General features: G+C 48.8%; 12 protein-coding genes and 1 tRNA gene. 7 read left to right on the top strand and 6 right to left on the bottom strand.

Annotated elements, in window-relative coordinates:
* Nucleotides 1-24: 24 nt before the first annotated feature.
* Both dpaL and ygeW read right to left on the bottom strand, forming a co-directional pair.
* Nucleotides 25-1,221 carry a diaminopropionate ammonia-lyase gene (dpaL, locus tag ACJHX4_RS18945; RefSeq protein ID WP_000110493.1) on the bottom strand — a complete coding sequence of 399 codons (1,197 nt, stop codon included), beginning with the start codon at nt 1,219-1,221 and terminating at the stop codon, nt 25-27.
* A gap of 57 nt (nt 1,222-1,278) precedes the next feature.
* Entirely contained in the window at nt 1,279-2,466 is a 1,188-nt protein-coding gene (gene ygeW, locus ACJHX4_RS18950) for a knotted carbamoyltransferase YgeW (protein ID WP_000859787.1), read from the bottom strand.
* A gap of 478 nt (nt 2,467-2,944) precedes the next feature.
* Between ygeW and ACJHX4_RS18955 the strand changes: the two genes are divergently transcribed.
* On the top strand, nt 2,945-4,723 hold the full coding sequence (locus tag ACJHX4_RS18955) for a sigma-54 interaction domain-containing protein (protein ID WP_000417783.1): 1,779 nt from the start codon (nt 2,945-2,947) through the stop codon (nt 4,721-4,723).
* Nucleotides 4,724-4,761: 38 nt separating this feature from the next.
* Here the strand turns inward: ACJHX4_RS18955 and xdhC are convergent, their stop codons facing one another.
* From xdhC to xdhA, 3 genes are read right to left on the bottom strand one after another with little or no spacing between them, the layout of a single operon-like run.
* Entirely contained in the window at nt 4,762-5,241 is a 480-nt protein-coding gene (gene xdhC / locus ACJHX4_RS18960) for a xanthine dehydrogenase iron sulfur-binding subunit XdhC (RefSeq protein ID WP_001016598.1), read from the bottom strand.
* Nucleotides 5,238-6,116, bottom strand: coding sequence for a xanthine dehydrogenase FAD-binding subunit XdhB (xdhB, locus tag ACJHX4_RS18965; RefSeq protein ID WP_000459203.1), 879 nt, complete (start codon nt 6,114-6,116; stop codon nt 5,238-5,240). The genes xdhC and xdhB overlap by 4 nt, the downstream gene beginning before the upstream one ends.
* Before the next feature lie 10 nt (nt 6,117-6,126).
* Entirely contained in the window at nt 6,127-8,424 is a 2,298-nt protein-coding gene (gene xdhA / locus ACJHX4_RS18970) for a xanthine dehydrogenase molybdenum-binding subunit XdhA (RefSeq protein ID WP_000388187.1), read from the bottom strand.
* A 413-nt stretch (nt 8,425-8,837) separates the two neighbouring features.
* On the opposite strand from xdhA, the gene actS reads away from it, so the two are divergent.
* Complete coding sequence (gene actS / locus ACJHX4_RS18975; RefSeq protein WP_001272558.1) at nt 8,838-9,593, top strand: amidase activator ActS; 756 nt, start codon at nt 8,838-8,840, stop codon at nt 9,591-9,593.
* Nucleotides 9,594-9,671: 78 nt separating this feature from the next.
* A tRNA-Gly gene (locus ACJHX4_RS18980) sits at nt 9,672-9,745 on the top strand.
* A 316-nt stretch (nt 9,746-10,061) separates the two neighbouring features.
* Here the strand turns inward: ACJHX4_RS18980 and ACJHX4_RS18985 are convergent.
* Nucleotides 10,062-11,291, bottom strand: a complete 1,230-nt coding sequence (locus ACJHX4_RS18985; protein ID WP_000065950.1) for an amino acid permease — start codon at nt 11,289-11,291, stop codon at nt 10,062-10,064.
* Nucleotides 11,292-11,545: 254 nt separating this feature from the next.
* On the opposite strand from ACJHX4_RS18985, the gene ACJHX4_RS18990 reads away from it, so the two are divergent.
* The 4 genes from ACJHX4_RS18990 to araE all read left to right on the top strand — a co-directional run bounded on the left by ACJHX4_RS18990 (nt 11,546) and on the right by araE (nt 16,374).
* Complete coding sequence (locus ACJHX4_RS18990) at nt 11,546-12,727, top strand: acetyl-CoA C-acetyltransferase (protein ID WP_000656017.1); 1,182 nt, start codon at nt 11,546-11,548, stop codon at nt 12,725-12,727.
* 286 nt (nt 12,728-13,013) lie between these two features.
* Nucleotides 13,014-13,850, top strand: coding sequence for a 5-dehydro-4-deoxy-D-glucuronate isomerase (gene kduI, locus ACJHX4_RS18995; protein ID WP_000383248.1), 837 nt, complete (start codon nt 13,014-13,016; stop codon nt 13,848-13,850).
* A 29-nt stretch (nt 13,851-13,879) separates the two neighbouring features.
* The gene (gene kduD, locus ACJHX4_RS19000; RefSeq protein ID WP_000603518.1) at nt 13,880-14,641 is read left to right on the top strand and encodes a 2-dehydro-3-deoxy-D-gluconate 5-dehydrogenase KduD; all 762 of its coding nucleotides are present in this window, start codon (nt 13,880-13,882) and stop codon (nt 14,639-14,641) included.
* A gap of 314 nt (nt 14,642-14,955) precedes the next feature.
* Nucleotides 14,956-16,374, top strand: coding sequence for an arabinose-proton symporter AraE (gene araE / locus ACJHX4_RS19005; RefSeq protein WP_000256426.1), 1,419 nt, complete (start codon nt 14,956-14,958; stop codon nt 16,372-16,374).
* The last annotated feature ends 12 nt before the right edge of the window (nt 16,375-16,386 follow it).

Consider the following 16,386-nt stretch of genomic DNA (forward strand, 5'->3'; position numbering starts at 1 on the left):
CAGGGAGCAGTTCCAATAGGGTGATTAAGGTGCTACAGCGTGTTTGCCTTCCCAGACAACTTCGCGGTAGTGCTTCACGTCGGTGTCGCCTTCAGTGCTGATAACCAGCACCACGGCATCTTTGTTCAGCGCCAGTTTTTCCATCAGGCTTTGACGTTGCGGGTGATAATGAACCGCTGCGAGAACGCCCAAACCGACAGCGCCGGATTCACCGGAGATGATGCGCGGGTCGTTGCCGTACGGATTACCCAGCACGCGCATACCTAATGCGGCAACGCTGTCCTGGCAGGAGATGAATTGGGTGGCGCAGTTACGTAGGATTTCCCAGCCCAGCGGGTTAGGTTCGCCGCAGGCCAGGCCCGCCATGATGGTGGCCATATCACCGCCAACGTTGACGATGTCGCCTTTGACGCCGGAGCGATAAATACAGTCAGCTTTGTCAGGTTCAACAATAATGCTGTGCAGATTTTGCGGGCTATAGACGTCGACCAGATAACCCAGCACACCACCGGCCATTGCACCGACACCTGCTTGCAGCAGAACGTGTGTCGGGGTTACGCCCATTTCACGCATTTGCTCGACGGCTTCATCCGCCAGTGTTGCGTAGCCTTGCATGATCCAGGTTGGGATTTTGGTGTAACCTTCCCATGCCGTGTCCTGTACCACTTCCCAGCCGTGCTGCTGCGCGTGTTGCATGGTCAGGCGAACGGTATCGTCATAGTTCATATCCGTGACGATGCACTCGGCACCGAGGTTTAGAATGGCGTCAACGCGTTCCTGAGCAGAACCTTTCGGCATGTAAATCACCGCATTCTGTCCGAGTTGCTGAGCGGCCCATGCCACACCGCGCCCGTGGTTGCCGTCGGTGGTGGTCGCGAAAGTCATTTTTTCGCCAATGGCATTTTTCAGGTGCTCAAATGATAGCGTTTCGATATCAAGATGATATTTTTCACACAATAATTGAGCGATGGCGTATGCGCCGCCGAGCATTTTGAAGGCGTTCAGACCGAAGCGTTTTGATTCGTCCTTAACGAGAATTTTCTTTACACCAAACAGGTTTGCGAGATCGTCCAGCGCACAAAGCGGTGTTGGGCGATAACCAGCAATTTTCTGGTGGAACTGGCGTGCCAGTTTTGCCTGGCTTTGCGAAAAAAGCGGTGATGTTTCGCCGTTGAAAAATTTGTTATCGGCGATATCAATCTTTAATGAGAAAACGGACATATCCTATCCTTTTGGCCTCTGGAAATAGAGGGCCGACCAGCTGATCGGCCCGAGGGGTTATTTCACGCGTTCTTGCGCTTCTTTCAGCAGTTGCTCGAGCAGTGCACCTGGTTTGGCGTATTTACGGGACAGGATCATCGCGGCGATGATATAAGGCTTCCAGCTGGCTTCTTTGTAGGTAGCGATACGGTATTTTTCGAATACGCCTTCAGTCACTTCACCTTCTTTGCAGGATACGCCGCTGATATCAGCTGGCAGGCAGTGCATGTACAGGGCTTCGCCATCACGGGTCAGCTCCATCATCTCTTCGGTACAATGCCAGTCTTTGTGCTGTGCGTTCTGTGCCAGACACTGTTTTTCCAGCGCTTTCAGTCCTTCGTGATCGTTCGCACGCAGCAGTTCAGTACGCTCTTCCATCACTTTGTAAGGTGCCCAGGACTTCGGATAAACGATGTCTGCGTCTTTGAAGGCTTCTTCCATGCTGGTGACCTGACGGAAGCTACCACCGGAGGCTTTAGCATTGTTTTTAGCAACTTCAACGACATCCGGGATCAGGTCGTAGCCTTCCGGATGGGCCAGGGTGACATCCATACCGAAGCGGGTCATCAGACCGATGATGCCTTGTGGTACAGAGAGCGGTTTGCCATAGCTTGGGGAGTAGGCCCAGGTCATGGCGATTTTTTTACCTTTCAGGTTTTCCAGTGAACCAAAGTGTTCACGTAACCATGCCAGATCAGCCATTGATTGAGTCGGGTGGTCAATATCGCATTGCAGGTTCACTAAAGCCGGACGCTGCGGCAGCACACCCTGCTTGTAACCGTCATCAAGTGCAGCGCCAACTTCACGCATATAGGCGTTGCCTGCGCCCAGATACATATCGTCGCGAATACCGATAGCGTCAGCGCAGAAGGAGATCATATTGGCGGTTTCACGCACGGTTTCGCCGTGAGCGATTTGTGATTTACCTTCGTCAAGATCTTGTTGTGCAAGGCCGAGCAGGTTAAGCGCGGAAGCATAAGAGAAGCGGGTACGGGTGGAATTGTCGCGGAATACGGAAATACCTAATCCACTATTAAAGACTTTGGTTGAGATGTTTTCAGCACGCAGTGCTTTTAACGCGGCGGCAACGTCCAGTACTTGTTTCAGTTCGTCTGGCGTCTGTTCCCACGTTAACAAAAAATCTTTTTCATGCAGGTGAGAGGTCAGCGAATTGATATCCTTAATCAGCTCATTAACAGTTTTCATCATAAAGTCCCGATAGTGGAATGACAGGCAAAGTGGTTTATTTCACTGTGACGTGCCAAAGTGATTGGTGTTTTCACAGCTATACCTCGGACTAACAATAAGTGTGCCAGAATTATCCACGCGGCTGCGAAAGGCTAATTTGACGGATAATGTGTGGGGTTGATCACATATTGATGCCAGTTTCCGGTTGTTTGTAAAATACGAAAACGTTTGGCTTTTTTTATTACGTTATTTATTTGCTGCTAAGTATCAGAAATAAGATAAAGAGGCAGGCTATCTCTCTTCAGTTTGATAAACTTGCCGCTGTAATTCTCATATTGATATAGAAATGTGATATCTCTTCCATAATTTTATTAGAAAGTGATAAAAATCTTATGTTTTTATCAAAGCCAATTTCGCCTGAGTTAATATCATCATGATCTGTGAACCATCAACGTCTTCAATGATCGACTTTTAAGTAAGTCTGGAAGGTAAAGCTATGGAGCTTGCGACTACGCAGTCAGTATTGATGCAAATTCAACCAACAATTCAGCGTTTTGCCAGAATGCTTGCCAGCGTTTTGCAGCTTGAGGTTGAGATCGTTGATGAAAACTTGTGTCGCGTCGCCGGAACGGGCGCGTATGGGAAGTTTCTTGGCCGCCAGTTGAGCGGCAACTCACGTCTGCTCCGCCACGTCCTGGAAACGAAAACTGAAAAAGTTGTGACACAGTCTCGCTTCGATCCCCTTTGTGAAGGTTGCGATAGTAAAGAAAATTGCCGCGAAAAAGCATTTCTGGGTACGCCAGTCATTTTACAGGATCGTTGTGTTGGGGTGATAAGTTTGATTGCCGTTACCCACGAGCAACAAGAACATATCAGTGATAATTTACGCGAATTTTCCGATTACGTTCGCCATATATCCACCATTTTTGTTTCTAAACTTCTGGAGGATCAGGGACCAGGAGATAACATCAGTAAAATATTCGCGACCATGATCGATAATATGGATCAGGGCGTGTTAGTGGTTGATGCTGATAATCGGGTTCAGTTTGTTAATCAGACAGCTTTAAAAACACTCGGTGTTGTACAAAATAATATTATTGGAAAACCTGTTCGTTTCAGACCATTAACATTTGAGAGTAATTTTACCCATGGTCATATGCAACATATTGTTTCGTGGGATGATAAAAGTGAATTAATCATTGGTCAGTTGCATAACATCCAGGGCCGACAACTATTTTTAATGGCGTTTCACCAATCGCATACCAGTTTTTCTGTAGCAAATGCACCTGATGAACCGCATATTGAACAATTGGTTGGCGAGTGCCGTGTTATGCGGCAATTAAAACGACTCATTAGCCGTATTGCACCCAGCCCATCCAGCGTTATGGTGGTTGGTGAAAGCGGCACGGGTAAAGAAGTCGTCGCCCGTGCAATCCATAAGTTGAGCGGAAGACGGAATAAACCCTTTATTGCTATCAACTGTGCCGCGATTCCGGAACAGCTTCTGGAGAGCGAACTGTTCGGTTATGTTAAAGGCGCATTTACTGGCGCTTCTGCCAACGGTAAAACAGGGTTGATTCAGGCGGCGAATACGGGCACGCTGTTTCTCGATGAAATTGGTGATATGCCATTAATGTTGCAGGCTAAATTACTGCGCGCTATTGAGGCGCGTGAAATTCTGCCGATTGGTGCCAGTAGCCCAATACAAGTCGACATCCGCATCATTTCTGCAACTAATCAGAATTTGGCCCAGTTCATTGCCGAAGGTAAATTCCGCGAAGATCTCTTCTACCGACTTAATGTTATCCCGATAACTCTTCCACCGCTGCGTGAACGTCAGGAAGATATTGAATTACTAGTGCATTACTTTTTACATCTGCATACCCGTCGTCTGGGATCGGTTTATCCTGGCATTGCTCCTGATGTCGTCGAAATATTGCGTAAGCATCGTTGGCCCGGAAACCTGCGCGAGTTAAGCAATTTGATGGAATATCTGGTTAACGTTGTTCCTTCAGGTGAAGTTATCGACAGCACGCTATTGCCGCCAAATCTGCTGAATAATGGCACAACGGAGCAAAGTGATGTAACAGAGGCCAGTGAGGCGCACCTGTCACTCGATGATGCGGGCGGCACGGCGCTGGAAGAGATGGAAAAGCAAATGATCCGCGAGGCGCTTTCACGTCATAACAGCAAGAAGGAAGTTGCTGATGAACTGGGCATCGGCATTGCTACGCTCTATCGCAAGATTAAGAAATATGAGTTGTTAAACACATAACCTCTGAGAATCCGGCCTGAATTCAGGCCGGATATCTTTTACTTTGTTTTCTCGCAATCCAGAACTGTATTTACAATCATCTGATACCCCGTGCAGCGACAAAGATTTCCCGCCAGTCCACGACGAATTTCCGTAATGGTTAATGGCTTCTCGCGTGGTTTCGCCAGCATTGCCGTGGTAGCCATAATCAGGCCCGGCGTACAAAACCCGCATTGCACTGCACCAGATTTCGCATAAGCCAGTTGGACATGAGAAAGTTTACCGCCTTTCGCTTCACCTTCCAGCGTGCGGATCTCTTTTCCTTCAGCCCAGGCCGCAAGGAATAAGCAACTGTCTATCGCAGTGCCGTCGACCAGCACCGTACAGGCACCACATTCACCCACGCAGCACCCTTGTTTGACACTTAGCAGTCCTTGTTCGCGGAGTAATTCCGAGAGCGGCGTGCCTGGTGCGGCGTGAAGCTGAAAAGGCATCCCGTTAATGGTGCATTCGATGGTAATTGTTTCGCTGTGATTCATTGCAATTTCCCCCCCGCCGCGGCGACGGCTTCGCTAATCACTTTTTTGGTCATCGTCTGGATGAGATGCAGACGAAACTCTTTACTGGCCCGCCATGACGAACGCGGGGCGACATCTTGCAGGACTGATTCGCTGATGGCTTCCAGCGTTTGCAGGTTTAATGGCGCATTTTGTGCAGTCTGTTCGGCATGTTGGCAGCGAATCGGCGTTGGCGCGGCAACACCAAATGCCAGGCGTAATTCGCTGAAATTGCCGTTATCCAGTCGGCAATGTGCGGCGCAGCCAATTGTTGAAATATCCATTGCGTCGCGCATGGCATATTTAAAATGCGCGCTGCCCGCGTGTTCTTTCGGCTGTGGCGGAAAATGAAAGGCGACAAGGATTTCGTCATGCTCAAGAGACACTTTGCCCGGCCCGGTGTGAAAGCCATTAATCGGGACGAAACGAACACCGCGCGGGGAGTGGATCTCCAGTTTCGCGTCATAAATTAGCGTTGGCGTGGCAGAATCTGCGCTGGTGGCACCGTTGCAAATATTTCCGCCGTAGGTGGCGACATTACGGATCTGCGGCCCGGCGATTGATGCAGCCGCAGCACATAACGCCGGGAGATGACGTTGAGTTACAGGATCTTCAATGAGCTGGGTAAATGTCGTTGCAGAGCCGATACGTAGCGCGCCATCTTCCGCCAGCGTAATTCCCCGCAGCTCCGCCAGATTATGAATATCAACAATATGGCGATAACGGTCATTGTGATGGTGAAGCTGTATCAGTACGTCAGTGCCACCGGCGAGCAGTTTGGCCTGCGGGTTGTCAGTCAGCAGGTTGATGGCATCGGCAAGGGTTGCTGCGCGATGGTAAGAAGCAAAATCAAACATGATGTTATCCTCAAATCAATCCTGCCAGATGGAATTCTTCATATAATCGTTTTGGCGTTAGCGGCAGTGTATTGATTGCAACACCGGTAGCCATCTTCACCGCGTTACGAATAGCAGCGGCTACAGGAATTATGGGTGGCTCACCCAGTGACTTATGTCCGTATGCGGATTGCGGCTCATTGATTTCGACGAACGCGCTTTCCAGTTGTGGCAGATCCGGCATGGTCGGCATTTTGTAATCCAGCAGATTGGGGTTACGGACCACGCCGCTTTTCGCATCGATGATCATCTCTTCAAATAGCGCCCAGCCAATGCCCATCCCCATTCCGCCGTGTACCTGACCTTCTGCCAGCAGCGGATTAAGAATATGGCCCGAATCATGAACGTTGAGGATGCGGTTGATGGTTACTTTACACAGTGCAATATCGACCGTCAGATCAACAAAGGTACAGCCAAACGCCGGTGGGTTAGTGGTGGTTTTGATGGAGCTTTCGGCAGAGAGCTGCCCGCCGCGTTCAGGGTGGTAGAAAGCGTCCATCGCCAAATCTTTTAACGACATTAACGGCTCTTCCGGTCGTTCAACCAGCACGATATGGCCTTTTATCAGGGTCAGATTCATCGCTGACTGATGTAGCATGACTGCGGCGTGAGCGATGATTTTCTCTTTTAATAACAGTGCCGCACTGCGCAGCGCAGGCGCGGCAACATAGCTCTGACGTGAGGCAAATGCGCCGGGGTCGAATGGTGTAACGTCGGTGTCTTGTGTCGAAATTACGCGGACATCGCTGACCGGAACTCCCACGGTTTCTGCCACCATTTGCGAGAACACGGTGTCGGCACCCTGGCCGATTTCCGTCGCGCCGCTTTGCACGTTGATGGTTCCATCCTGATTCATCAACAGGCGCGCGCCTGCTATTTCTACGCCGACAGGCCAGGTGTTAGAGGTGTAGCTAAAACAGGCGACGCCAACGCCACGACGTAAATTGCCTTGCTGGTTCTGGCACTCTGCACGGCGTTTTTCCCATTCAAAGATTTTCCGGCCTTTTTCAAGACACTCCGGCAACCCTGCGCTGTAAATACGTTTTCCCGTGAGCGGATTAGCATCTCCTTCGCGGGCGGCGTTGCGTAAACGAATTTCAACAGGATCAATACCTAACGCTGTCGCGGCATCATCAAGCATAGACTCAACGGCAAATACGACTTGTGGCGCGCCATAACCACGCATCGCACCAGCCGAGGGGAGGTTGGTATAGCAGGTCTTTGAACTGTAAGCGTAGGCACAACGAGGATAAAGGTAAGCGACTTTATTCCCCCCAGCAGAAGCAATGGAGTGCCCGTGAGATGCATAAGCGCCGGTGTTAGACAGAACATCCAGACTATAACCTTTCAATGTTCCGTCGCGGTTCACGCCCATTTGCCCGTCAATAGTAAAAGCGTGGCGGGTACGGGTTGCGAGGAAACACTCTTCACGGCTAAGAGAAACTTTCACCGGAATGCCGCCAAGTTTGCTTGTCAGGAATGCCGCCATTGGCTCTTCCAGTACATCCTGTTTATTACCAAAACCGCCACCGATAAACGGTTTGATGACTCGTACGCATGACCAGGGAATATCCAGCGCCTGACCAACCACGCGGCGAACAATGTGCGGGATCTGGGTGCTGGAAACGATGGTAATTCGCGAGTCATCCTCCATCCATGCCAGCGATGTCACGCTTTCCATATGACAATGTTGAATAACGGGCGTCTGATAGTGCCCCTGTACCTGGTAGTCGGCGGCATCGATTGTTTGTTGGACATTACCCGTCGACATCGTGCTTTGTTTCAGTAAATTGCCACCGTTATGGATTGGTGCAGCGTCTTCTGCCAGCGCCGCTTCTGACGAGGTGATAACGGGTAATTCTTGCCACTCAATGCTGACCAATTGCACCGCTTTTTCTGCCGTGAGTTCATCGCGGGCTACGACGATGGCAACGGCGTCACCATGATGACGAACATGACGCGTTAGCAGGGCACGATCGGCAGTATCGCGCTTGTTTTCGTCAAGTGTCCAGGCATGCCCTGCCGTGGCGAATGGGATTTCTGGCACATCTTCCCAGGTAAAAATCGCCAGGACGCCCGGCAAACTCCTGGCTTGTTCATCATTAATACTTACGGCATAACCATGTGCGATAGGGCTACGTACATATTTCGCGTAACACATGCCCGCCATAACATAATCGTCAGTATATCGTGCCCGCCCGGTGACCTTAGCAATGGCATCGACGCGCATGCATGATTCACCCGTAGCGGTTGCTTCCCGCGCTTCCATAGAAATCCCCTCGGTTTGAACATTTGGTTCTTATGGCAAAGATTTAGTCTTAGCAGGCAAGAATTACGCCAGAAACGACTATATGCGTGAGGGGAGGAAGGAAGTGTGATGACGTTAAAAAAACACAGATATGATACGAAACAGGACTCTGAATAGGGACAGTGATACGTATCAATATGAGTGGCGATAAAATCAATGTGATAAATTAGGATTATTACGCATCAAGGTGGGAAATAGGGTAAAAGTCAGGAAATTCGATACCACTACAGCAAATATTTTGCTGATGATACTTCCCTTTGCCAAATGAAATTAACCTCTTTCTCTATTACATCGTTTTTCCAGAAGCAAGAGATTGGGTATCAAGAGGCTGGCTGCTATGATATGGCGTCTTGTTTTTTAAGCGAGGAAAGATTTTGAGTGCGGGACGCCTGAATAAAAAATCTCTGGGTATCGTGATGTTGTTATCGGTTGGACTGCTTTTGGCGGGCTGTTCGGGTAGCAAATCATCCGATACAGGAACGTATTCCGGCTCCGTTTACACCGTGAAACGGGGGGATACGCTATATCGTATTTCGCGCACCACGGGAACCAGCGTAAAAGAACTGGCGCGACTGAACGGCATTTCCCCCCCTTACACCATTGAAGTAGGTCAGAAACTAAAACTGGGTGGGGCGAAAAGTAGCAGTAGTACACGTAAATCAACCGCCAAATCCACGACCAAAACCGCATCGGTTACACCGTCATCAGCGGTACCGAAATCTTCCTGGCCGCCAGTAGGGCAACGTTGTTGGTTATGGCCAACGACAGGGAAAGTTATCATGCCGTATTCGACAGCAGATGGCGGCAATAAAGGGATTGATATCTCAGCTCCACGAGGTACACCTATTTACGCCGCGGGTGCAGGAAAGGTGGTGTATGTGGGCAACCAGCTGCGTGGCTACGGTAATCTCATCATGATTAAACACAGTGAAGATTACATTACGGCTTACGCTCATAATGACACGATGCTGGTAAATAATGGGCAAAGCGTGAAGGCTGGGCAAAAAATCGCCACTATGGGGAGCACTGATGCGGCATCTGTTCGCCTGCATTTCCAGATTCGTTACCGTGCAACGGCAATTGATCCGCTACGTTACTTGCCGCCTCAGGGCAGCAAGCCAAAATGCTGATGGCGAATTAATCAGCAGTCAGCAGCGTGGTACTTGCTAAGGAGAGCGTAAGGTTTATAATGCCTTACGCATCTCGAAGCGGGCGTAGTTCAATGGTAGAACGAGAGCTTCCCAAGCTCTATACGAGGGTTCGATTCCCTTCGCCCGCTCCAATTTATCTTCACATCATCTACCTGCCATTTTTGTTGTATCTGATTTTCTATATTATCTTAATTCAAGCGCTTCAGACTTTTCGCAATCGCCGTAATACTTCCCCATTTTTTTGTAAATAAAAAGCGTTTACGCAATGCAATCGTCATGTATCTTAAATAGTCTTATTTAAGATGTTCAGAACTCTTTGTGTGTTTAACTGGCTGATAATTATATAATATTACGAGAGAAGTGATAGAGCGGAATAATAACAAATGAACATTATGAAAACTGGGATGGTTCAAAATTGAAGCAATTTTGAACCATCCACAACGGATATTAGCTAAAGAACATTACCGATACGCACAGGATACCCACGATCAGGGTAATCAGATTTCCGATGGAACGCCAGGGTTTAAGCGCCGGGATGAGATACGTTGACAGCGTAGGCATGATGAAAAGTATCATGGCAATGAGCGGGCCGCTGATCGCGTAAATCATCGAAATCGCGTTCGGGTTAATGCAACAAACAATGAAGGTAATCAGCGATACCAACATAATTGATAGTGCGCGGTTAAATGCACGACTTTTCTTTACACCAACCTGCTGTAATGTTGTTTTGACGACCTCTGTGGCACCTTCAATAACGCCAAAGTACGTACCCAGGAATGATTTCGACATCGCAACTACTGCGACAATAATCCCGGAAATTGACAACCATGCTGGGGCGTTCGGCAGCATAGAAAGCGCCGATAAAATGGTAACCCCTTCTTCTTTAGCCGCTTCAATATACGAAGGTGGAATAGAAAGCAGGCAGCTAAAGACAAAGAACAATACACTTATGCAGATGATGAGATAAGCGACTTTCATAATTTTTTTGCATTTATCCATAGCATGTTCGCCATATTTTTCACGTCTGTCTATGGCAAACGTAGAAATAATGGGCGTATGGCTAAAAGCGAAAACCATCACGGGAATCGATATCCATATCTGGTGAAGGGTATTCTGATTGAACTCTACCTGGGTTGTTAATAGATCAGGTTGCCAACTACCGACCAGGTAAATAGAAAGAAATAAGAAATAGGCAATCAATGGGAATACCAAAAATCCCATTACCCGAATAGTGGCATGGCGTCCCATCAGAAAAATGAGATTCAGGATTAATACAACCCCCAGACTCACTAGCATACGGATGCGAAGATCAATAACCATATGCTTTGCCAGCTGTTCCGTAAGTGAGTTGGTAATTGCCACTGCATATATCAACACGACGACAAAAAAGGCGATGAAGTACAGCGTGGTAATCAGATTACCAATCTTCTTGCCATAGTAGTGTGTTACCGCGCCCGTTATCCCTTCACCTGCTGATGTTTTCGATGAGAGGATGAACTGGCATAAGGCTTTATGTGGCCAATATGTTAAAGGCCAGGCGACCAGAGCAGTAATAAACAGGACCACAGCCCCCGCCGAACCTAACTGAATAGGAAGGAAGAGCGTGCCTGCACCAACGGCTGTGCCGTAGAGTGCGAAACTCCACAGAGTTTCTTCTTTTGACCAAATATTAGACATTATCTGAACGTATCATCTACAAATTAAACAAAATGGAGGGCAATTTACCATAAACCAGGTTAAGTATGGGAGATTAACGCCTTATCTACCTCTCTATTGGTGGGTTAGTGGTTGCAAACCTTACGTGCCAGTTATGTCTCTGACTACTACTCAGGCGTATTTCCTTTGTGATAATGGTCACTTTTTTTAAACAATTAAGATAACTGTAATTAACAATCATTTACTATTGCACTGTTAATTGGTGCGAGGTTGTGATGAAAGACGTTGTGATTGTCGGGGCGTTACGGACACCTATCGGCTGCTTTCGTGGTGCGTTAGCGGGTCATTCCGCCGTGGAACTTGGCAGCCTGGTCGTCAAAGCGTTAATAGAACGTACCGGCGTTCCTGCATATGCGGTGGATGAAGTGATTCTTGGTCAGGTGTTGACTGCAGGGGCAGGGCAGAATCCGGCAAGACAATCGGCTATTAAAGGTGGTCTTCCTAATAGCGTTTCTGCAATCACTATTAATGACGTTTGTGGTTCCGGGCTTAAAGCACTGCATCTGGCTACTCAGGCGATACAGTGTGGCGAGGCTGATATTGTCATCGCCGGTGGCCAGGAAAACATGAGCCGCGCACCACATGTTCTGACTGATAGCCGCACCGGCGCACAGCTTGGCAATAGCCAGTTGGTTGATAGTCTTGTGCATGATGGGTTGTGGGATGCCTTCAATGATTATCATATTGGTGTCACCGCCGAAAATCTGGCTCGCGAATATGGCATCAGCCGTCAGTTGCAGGATGCTTACGCACTTAGCTCGCAACAAAAAGCGCGAGCGGCGATTGACGCCGGACGATTTAAAGATGAGATCGTCCCGGTAATAACCCAAAGTAACGGTCAGACGTTGGTTGTTGATACCGATGAACAGCCACGCACTGACACCAGCGCAGAAGGCTTAGCCCGTTTAAATCCTTCATTTGATAGTCTCGGTTCTGTGACAGCGGGTAATGCATCATCCATAAACGATGGGGCAGCTGCAGTAATGATGATGAGCGAAGCCAAAGCACGAGCGTTGAATTTACCCGTGCTGGCCCGCATCCGCGCATTTGCCAGCGTTGGTGTGGATCCGGCATTGATGGGAATTGCGCCGGTGTATGCGACCCGCCGTTGCCTGGAGCGTGTTGGCTGGCAGTTGGCTGATGTCGATCTTATCGAGGCTAATGAAGCGTTTGCTGCACAGGCGCTTTCGGTTGGCAAGATGCTTGAATGGGATGAGCGTCGGGTCAATGTTAATGGTGGTGCGATCGCACTCGGTCACCCGATAGGCGCTTCCGGTTGCCGAATCCTGGTTTCTCTTGTTCATGAAATGGTGAAACGTAATGCCCGCAAAGGACTGGCAACGCTTTGTATCGGCGGAGGCCAGGGTGTGGCATTGACCATTGAACGTGACGAGTAGCTCTGCATTACCTCCTTACCGATAAATATCTGCCGTCATTAATCTGTTGAATAATGATGGCTGGTGAGTCGACATACCTTTTCAGGGCTCCCTGATTTTTCCATTCTCATGACATATTCGTGATCGACACTGCACTTTTTTTAATCCTTAACTTGAAAATGAAACATTGTTTTATTTTTAATTGAAAACCCTATCCCATGGGCATATCATCCCCTCATAGAGAAAACGAAACAGTGTTTTATTATTGTTTTCTATTTTCACGCTTCACTGATTATCGGAGGTTGATGTGGACGTAAGACAGAGCATCCACAGCGCGCACGCAAAAACGCTGGATACCCAGGGGCTGCGCAATGAATTTTTGGTTGAAAAGGTATTTGTCGCCGATGAGTACACCATGGTTTACAGCCACATTGACCGTATTATTGTTGGCGGCATTATGCCGGTAACTAAAACGGTTTCCGTTGGCGGGGAAGTTGGTAAACAACTCGGCGTAAGCTATTTCCTTGAACGTCGCGAGTTAGGTGTTATCAATATTGGCGGTGCCGGTACGATTACTGTCGATGGTCAATGCTATGAAATCGGTCACCGCGACGCCCTGTATGTTGGTAAAGGTGCAAAAGAAGTTGTCTTTGCCAGTATTGATACCGCCACTCCGGCGAAGTTTTATTACAATTGCGCACCCGCGCATACGACGTATCCCACCAAAAAAGTCACACCGGACGAAGTATCTCCAGTCACGTTAGGCGATAACCTCACCAGTAACCGTCGCACGATTAACAAATATTTTGTCCCGGATGTGCTGGAAACCTGCCAATTGAGTATGGGGCTGACGGAGCTGGCTCCAGGTAACTTGTGGAACACCATGCCGTGTCACACCCACGAGCGCCGGATGGAAGTTTATTTCTATTTCAATATGGATGATGACGCCTGCGTTTTCCACATGATGGGGCAACCGCAAGAAACGCGTCACATTGTGATGCATAACGAGCAGGCGGTGATCTCCCCGAGCTGGTCGATCCATTCCGGCGTCGGAACCAAAGCTTATACCTTTATCTGGGGCATGGTCGGTGAAAACCAGGTTTTTGATGATATGGACCATGTGGCCGTTAAAGATTTGCGCTAGTTGTGGGCATAAACGAATAAGGTATTGTTATGATTTTAAGTGCATTTTCTCTCGAAGGTAAAGTTGCGGTCGTCACTGGTTGTGATACTGGGCTGGGCCAGGGGATGGCGTTGGGGCTGGCGCAAGCGGGCTGTGACATTGTTGGCATTAACATCGTTGAACCGACTGAAACCATCAAGCAGGTCACGGCGCTGGGGCGTCGTTTTTTAAGCCTGACCGCCGATCTGCGAAAGATTGATGGCATTCCAGCACTGCTGGATCGCGCGGTAGCGGAGTTTGGTCATATTGATATCCTGGTGAATAACGCCGGATTGATTCGCCGCGAAGACGCTCTCGAATTCAGCGAAAAAGACTGGGACGATGTCATGAACCTGAATATCAAGAGCGTATTCTTCATGTCTCAGGCAGCGGCGAAACACTTTATCGCGCAAGGCAATGGCGGCAAGATTATCAATATCGCGTCAATGCTCTCCTTCCAGGGCGGGATCCGTGTGCCTTCTTATACCGCATCAAAAAGCGGTGTGATGGGCGTGACGCGATTGATGGCGAACGAATGGGCTAAACACAACATTAATGTTAATGCGATAGCTCCGGGTTACATGGCGACCAACAATACTCAACAACTGCGGGCAGATGAACAACGTAGCGCGGAAATTCTCGACCGCATTCCAGCTGGCCGTTGGGGACTGCCGAGTGACCTGATGGGGCCGGTGGTGTTCCTTGCCTCCAGCGCTTCAGATTATGTGAATGGTTATACCATTGCCGTGGATGGCGGTTGGCTGGCGCGTTAATTCATTCCTCTTACTTTTATGACCCTGTCGCATGGCAGGGTTTTTTATACCTGTAGATCATCATAATCCATATCATGGTTATGAAATAATCCATATCAATTATCAATTGATGAACTTTATGAATTTTATCTGCTTTAAAATTAGGTGGTTAATAATAATCTCAATAATTCAACTTAATTTGAAAATTGGAATATCCATCACATAACGACATGTCGTAGCAATTTAATCCATATTTATGCTATTTCCGACCTGACACCTGTGTGAATTGTTCACGTATTTTTTCACTATGTCTTACTCTCTGCTGGCAGGAAAAAATGGTTACTATCAATACGGAATCTGCTTTAACGCCACGTCCTCTGCGGGATACGCGGCGTATGAATATGTTTGTTTCGGTAGCTGCTGCGGTCGCAGGATTGTTATTTGGTCTTGATATCGGCGTAATCGCCGGAGCGTTGCCGTTCATTACCGATCACTTTGTGCTGACCAGTCGTTTGCAGGAATGGGTGGTCAGTAGCATGATGCTCGGTGCAGCAATTGGTGCGCTGTTTAATGGTTGGCTGTCGTTCCGCCTGGGGCGTAAATACAGCCTGATGGCGGGGGCCATCCTGTTTGTACTCGGTTCGATAGGGTCCGCTTTTGCGACCAGCGTAGAGATGTTAATCGCCGCTCGTGTGGTGTTGGGCATTGCTGTCGGGATCGCGTCTTACACCGCTCCTCTATATCTTTCTGAAATGGCAAGTGAAAACGTTCGCGGTAAGATGATCAGCATGTACCAGTTGATGGTCACTCTCGGCATCGTGCTGGCGTTTTTATCCGATACAGCGTTCAGTTATAGCGGTAACTGGCGCGCAATGTTGGGGGTTCTTGCTTTACCAGCAGTTCTGCTGATTATTCTGGTGGTCTTCCTGCCAAATAGCCCGCGCTGGCTGGCGGAAAAGGGGCGTCATATTGAGGCGGAAGAAGTATTGCGTATGCTGCGCGATACGTCGGAAAAAGCGCGAGAAGAACTCAACGAAATTCGCGAAAGCCTGAAGTTAAAACAGGGCGGTTGGGCACTGTTTAAGATCAACCGTAACGTCCGTCGTGCTGTATTTCTCGGTATGTTGTTGCAGGCGATGCAGCAGTTTACCGGTATGAACATCATCATGTACTACGCGCCACGTATCTTCAAAATGGCGGGCTTTACGACCACAGAACAACAGATGATTGCGACTCTGGTCGTGGGGCTGACCTTTATGTTCGCTACCTTCATTGCGGTCTTTACGGTAGATAAAGCAGGGCGTAAGCCGGCGCTGAAAATTGGTTTCAGCGTGATGGCGTTAGGCACTCTGGTGCTGGGTTACTGCCTGATGCAGTTTGATAACGGTACGGCTTCCAGTGGCTTGTCCTGGCTCTCTGTTGGCATGACGATGATGTGTATTGCCGGTTATGCGATGAGCGCCGCGCCAGTGGTGTGGATCTTGTGCTCTGAAATTCAGCCGCTGAAATGCCGCGATTTTGGCATCACCTGCTCAACGACGACAAACTGGGTGTCGAATATGATTATCGGCGCGACCTTCCTGACACTGCTTGATAGCATTGGCGCTGCCGGTACGTTCTGGCTCTACACTGCGCTGAACATTGCGTTTGTGGGCATCACTTTCTGGCTCATTCCGGAAACCAAAAATGTCACGCTGGAACATATCGAGCGCAAACTGATGGCAGGCGAAAAGTTGAGAAATATCGGCGTCTGATTTCACGGGCCG

The sequence above is a fragment of the Escherichia sp. WS2035 genome, from assembly GCF_046487065.1.
Taxonomy (GTDB): Bacteria; Pseudomonadota; Gammaproteobacteria; order Enterobacterales; family Enterobacteriaceae; genus Escherichia; species Escherichia coli.

Bases quoted from the DNA above. Each gene is read 5' to 3' on its own strand.
- dpaL (WP_000110493.1), bottom strand. From the start codon at position 1,221: ATGTCCGTTTTCTCATTAAAGATTGATATCGCCGATAACAAATTTTTC.
- ygeW (WP_000859787.1), bottom strand. From the start codon at position 2,466: ATGAAAACTGTTAATGAGCTGATTAAGGATATCAATTCGCTGACCTCT.
- ACJHX4_RS18955 (WP_000417783.1), top strand. From the start codon at position 2,945: ATGGAGCTTGCGACTACGCAGTCAGTATTGATGCAAATTCAACCAACA.
- xdhC (WP_001016598.1), bottom strand. From the start codon at position 5,241: ATGAATCACAGCGAAACAATTACCATCGAATGCACCATTAACGGGATG.
- xdhB (WP_000459203.1), bottom strand. From the start codon at position 6,116: ATGTTTGATTTTGCTTCTTACCATCGCGCAGCAACCCTTGCCGATGCC.
- xdhA (WP_000388187.1), bottom strand. From the start codon at position 8,424: ATGGAAGCGCGGGAAGCAACCGCTACGGGTGAATCATGCATGCGCGTC.
- ACJHX4_RS18985 (WP_000065950.1), bottom strand. From the start codon at position 11,291: ATGTCTAATATTTGGTCAAAAGAAGAAACTCTGTGGAGTTTCGCACTC.
- ACJHX4_RS18990 (WP_000656017.1), top strand. From the start codon at position 11,546: ATGAAAGACGTTGTGATTGTCGGGGCGTTACGGACACCTATCGGCTGC.
- kduD (WP_000603518.1), top strand. From the start codon at position 13,880: ATGATTTTAAGTGCATTTTCTCTCGAAGGTAAAGTTGCGGTCGTCACT.
- araE (WP_000256426.1), top strand. From the start codon at position 14,956: ATGGTTACTATCAATACGGAATCTGCTTTAACGCCACGTCCTCTGCGG.